Origin of the sequence: Kitasatospora sp. NPDC056531 (assembly GCF_042794375.1) — a bacterium.
GTDB lineage: Bacteria > Actinomycetota > Actinomycetes > Streptomycetales > Streptomycetaceae > Kitasatospora.
Genome location: NZ_JBHTTU010000067.1, coordinates 1 through 4,397, shown reverse-complemented (window position 1 = coordinate 4,397; position 4,397 = coordinate 1). Strand labels below are relative to the sequence as shown.

General features: G+C 72.8%; 3 protein-coding genes. All 3 read left to right on the top strand.

Features of this window, described 5'->3' with window-relative positions; all coding sequences use genetic code 11:
• Window positions 1-103 precede the first annotated feature (103 nt).
• The 3 genes from ACFQ87_RS34235 (at window position 104) to ACFQ87_RS34225 (ending at window position 4,357) form a co-directional block, all read left to right on the top strand.
• Window positions 104-1,720, top strand: coding sequence for a hypothetical protein (locus tag ACFQ87_RS34235; protein ID WP_380614826.1), 1,617 nt, complete (start codon window positions 104-106; stop codon window positions 1,718-1,720).
• Window positions 1,717-2,862 (top strand): hypothetical protein, encoded by a 1,146-nt coding sequence (locus ACFQ87_RS34230; protein ID WP_380614804.1) that lies wholly within the window; start codon window positions 1,717-1,719, stop codon window positions 2,860-2,862. Before ACFQ87_RS34235 ends, ACFQ87_RS34230 begins: the two co-directional genes overlap by 4 nt.
• 238 nt (window positions 2,863-3,100) lie before the next feature.
• Window positions 3,101-4,357: an alpha/beta hydrolase family protein gene (locus tag ACFQ87_RS34225; protein WP_380614803.1), complete on the top strand. Its 1,257-nt coding sequence runs from the start codon at window positions 3,101-3,103 to the stop codon at window positions 4,355-4,357.
• The last annotated feature ends 40 nt before the right edge of the window (window positions 4,358-4,397 follow it).

Sequence of the window (4,397 nt, the reverse complement as noted above, 5' to 3'; positions counted from 1 at the left end):
GCTCCTCCACCCCCCAAGCCGCATGCTGCTTTGCGGGTGGCGGCGCGCTCCGCCCCCCCCCCCCGGCGCCGGACTCAAGGCCAGAGGAAAGGGTGTGAGAGCGATGGTCGAGTTCCACGAAAGGCGGCGGGCGACGGCCCAGGTGTGGCAGACCCGCGCGGAAGGCGCCCGGGCCCCGGTCGCCGACTACGTCTCGCGGGCCGACACGCTGGAGGCCGGCCGGCTGTACCGCCAGGTGCTCGGTGTGGACGGCGTGGCCCGTCCGATGACCGCGCAGGAGCTCGCGGGACTCGGCGACCCGATGGCCACGGTCTTCTTCCGCCGGGGCGGCTTCCCGATGACCCTCCAGGACCTGCTGGCCGGCCTGCCGCCGCTCACCTCGGCCGCGCAGCAGGCGGTCTACCTGATCGGCGAGGCCGGCCAGATCCCACCCGGCGGCGCACCCGGACTGCACCGCGACCTCCGGTTCGCGATCGCCCGTTCCGTCCAGGGCCGGGACGTCGACCTGCTGGTCAGCACCGGTGCCAACGCCGACCCGGCCACCACCTTCCTCCAGGTCGCCGCCTGGGACCCGACCGCGAAGGTGTTCAACTACTACATGCGGATCAGACCGGCCTGGGTCTGGGCCGGGAACTCGTGGTCCGCGCTCGCCGACGGCTCCCGGGGCAACGGCTGTTTCGACAGCCATGTCAACGGCAGCGTCGTGATGAAGGAGCTGAAACAGCCCTGGAGCAACTGGCAGACCCAGGCGGCCGGCATCCAGCTCGCCCCCGACGACCCGTTGCGCGCCGACCCGCTCTACCAACAGGTATCGGACGCACAGAACCTGGAACTGACCGTCCGCTCGCTGGTCACCCGCTGGACCGCGGCCCGGCTGGACGCGGTCACCGCGAGCGGCACCATCGAGCACCCCGACCACCTGCTGCGCCAGTTGTTCACCACCACCTCGGTCAACCTGGCCAGCACCGCCACCCAGAGCACGACCGTCACACCGGCCGGCGCCGACCTGCCGCTGCCCGCCGGATTCTGGTTCAACGGCGACGCCCTGCTGGACATGGACACGCTCGCCCTGCCCACCACCGCCGGGCTGCCGCTGGCGCCCGCCGCCCGGTACGTCGAGAGCCTGACCGCCTTCGACTTCCGGCTGGAGGAGCGGGCGAGCGGCTTCTCCCGGCCGGGCGACACCTTCTTCGCCTTCGTGGTCCCCGAGGCCGCCTACGAGGACAACGACGTGGTGCGCCAGCTGGTGCAACGCGGGATCGTCCCTGCGAAGCTCGCCGCCTGCGCCCTCATGGTCGACTTCACCAACCCGGTGTTCAGCCCGGACCGCGCCCGGCTGGCGACCTACGTCCCGACCGCGCCGACCGCCGTCGCCGCGCTCGGTGAGCAGGTCGTCCGGGCGATCCTCGCCGCCGCCGCGAAGCTGCCGGCCGACAGCCCGGAGGGGCGTTTCGCGGCCGCCTGGGCACTGGCCGACGACGAGTGGCGTCCGGCCTTCGCCCAGCGCATCGACGCCTACCTGGTACGCGTCGCCGACCGCATCCGCACCGACGCCGGATTCGCGGACTGCGTACGGCTGGCGGAGTCCCGCCGCCGCGATTTCAAGGCGATGCGACTGGACGAGTTCGAACTCACCCTGCCCGTCACCAACATCCCCGCCGACTCCCCCCGACTGGCGATGGCCGAGGACGCCACCGTCACCCAAAGGAGACCGTCGTGAGCACCATCAACTCCTACGACCCGCCCGGTAACCTCACCGACCTGGACGAGACCGGACGCAAGGCCTGGAACGACTTCGTCACCGGCAACATCGACCGGGCCGTCAAGGGCCCCGACGCCAGCCGGGCCCTCCACGACAGCCCGCGCAGCCAGTACTACGACCTCACCACCACCGACACCGCCGCCGACTCCACCACGGCGACCGTCTCCTGGACGGCCTTCCCGCGCCGGATCAAGGTGACCTCGATCGGCGACTCCCAGCGCTGGCAGCGCGCGGACGCGAGCCGCGACGTCCAGGACGAATACTGCGAGTGGAGCGTCACCCGCGACCCGGCGTCGGGGAAGATCACCCAGGTCATGTTCACCTGTGAGGGCCCCGAGTACTGGGACCTGCTCGCGCAGTCGAGCCCGGCCACCGTCCTCCAGCTCTACCGCACCCACATCAGCCCGAACGTCCAGCAGAGCGACCTGTTCGGGCTCGACGGCAGCTACCAGCAGCGCAACCGCTGGAACGACTCCACCGCCCACGGCGCAATGCACCTGATCCAGGCGGCCAACACGCTCGGCGCCGAGATCGAGCTCGCCGCCGCCGCCACCATCGTGCGGGTCGTCAACGGTGTCGAGCTGACCACCGAGCAGGAGCTCATCCAGTGCAGCAAGTACGGTGAGCCGGAGCGCAACAGCGATCCGCACATCGGCGCGGCCGTGAACGCGCTCGCCCGGCAGAAGGCCGACATCGCCCTGGCCAACCCCGTCGGGCTCTACTTCGACGACCTGGCCACGGACGGCTGGGCCGCCCCGGACGGCTCCGACCCGAAGAGCTACTGGACCTACCAACGCGGCGACGCCGCCCACCCGGTGCGGGCGCTCTACCAGGTGCCGGCGGACAAGGGCTTCGCGGTGGGGGACATCACGATCAACGGCACGCCGATCCGGTTCGGCGCGCAGATCGCGGACTTCATCACCATCAAACTCTCCGCCGTCGCCTGCCGGTTCGGCCAGAGCACGACCCAGCCGCAGACCGCCTGCGTGGAGTTCCCGCCGGCACCCGCCGGGCCGACGCTCACCGCGAGCGCCCGGTCGGAGCCCGGCCACCGCAGCCCGCTCTCCGCCCCCGGGGCCCCGGCCACCCGGCGCCGCTGACCGCCCGGTTCAGATTCCGCCGGAGCGCGCCGGTCCGCCCTGTGCGGCCCGGGGCGCTCCGGTGCGTGGGTCCCCCCAGGGGCGCGGCCATCCGCTGGCCGGGTTCGTCGCAGTGGACCCCGCCCGCACCCGGGCCGCATCAGCCCAGGGATGTAAACCCGTGGGCCAATACGAGGTGACGGAGAGTCAATCGGTGGGCTGATGCTGCCCACCCGCCCTGCGTGACAGCGTTCCGCGCATGGACACCACGCCGATCGCACACCGCACCGGACCGACCCGCCGCCGCGTGCTGGGCGCCACCCTCGCCCTGGGCGCCGTCGCGCCGCTGGGCCTCGCCCGCACCGCCTCGGCCGCTCCCGCCTCCGCCGGCACCGTCCCCTCCGGCACCGCCTCCGGCGGCACCGGCTCCCCCACGCGACTCACCCTGCCCGCTCCCACCGGCCCCTTCCCGGTGGGCATGGTGCCGCTGCACCTGCGCGACGAGTCCCGGCTCGACCCGAACGCCAGGCCCGGACGGTTCCGCGAGCTGATGGCCACCGTCTGGTACCCGGCCCGGGCCGCGAACGCCGACGCGTACCTGCTCGCCCCCTGGATGACCGAGGGCGCCCTGAAGGCCTACCTCGACGACGTCGGCGCCCCACTCCCTCTCGCACTCGCCCCGCTCACCGCCGGCCACCAGGGCGCGCCCGCGCACCGGACCGGCCGGCCGCTGCCCGTCGTCCTCTACTCGCACGGCGCGGGCAGCCACCGCGCCGACCACACAATCGTGGTCCAGGAGTTGGCCAGCCACGGCTTCGCCGTCGTCACCGTCGACCACACCCACGACGGCATCACCGAGTTCCCGGACGGGACCGTCGTCACCCGGGACGGCGTCGCCCCCGGGCTGTACCCGAAGGACTACGCTGCCGACCTGCTCTTCCTGCTCGACCGCGTCGTCGACCTCGCCAACGGACGCAACCCCGACGTCGACGGCCGCGCCCTGCCGGCCGGCCTGCTCGGCGGCCTGGACGCACGGAACATCGGTGTCTCCGGCTGGTCCAAGGGCGGCACCGCCGCCGCCCTCGCGATGGTCGCCGACCAGCGCATCCGCGCCGGCCTCACCCTGGACGGCCGGATGGAGTCGAACCCCGCCATCACCACCGACATCGACCGGCCGTTCATGATGATGACCGCCGCCTACACCCGGGCCGCCAGCCCGTACGTCGAGACCTTCTGGGGCCACCTGCGCGGCTGGCGCCTCGACGTCCAGGCCACCGGCGCCGTGCACTCCTCGTACGGCGACGACATGACGCTGATCCCCCAGGCGGGCAGGCTGCTCGGCATGACCGAGCAGCAGATCCAGTCCCAGGTCGGCACCATCGACCCCGACCGCTGCGTCCTCATCCAACAGGCCTACCCGCGCGCCTTCTTCGACCTCCACCTGCGCAACCGGCACTGCGGCAACCTGCTCGACGGACCGTCGAAGGACTTCCCGGAGGTCGTGTACCACCCGTAGGCCCGGCGCGGGCGGCGGGCGGCCGCCACGGGGGTACGGC

Excerpts from the sequence above, each read along its gene's own strand:
- ACFQ87_RS34235 (WP_380614826.1), top strand. The coding sequence starts at position 104 with ATGGTCGAGTTCCACGAAAGGCGGCGGGCGACGGCCCAGGTGTGGCAG.
- ACFQ87_RS34225 (WP_380614803.1), top strand. The coding sequence starts at position 3,101 with ATGGACACCACGCCGATCGCACACCGCACCGGACCGACCCGCCGCCGC.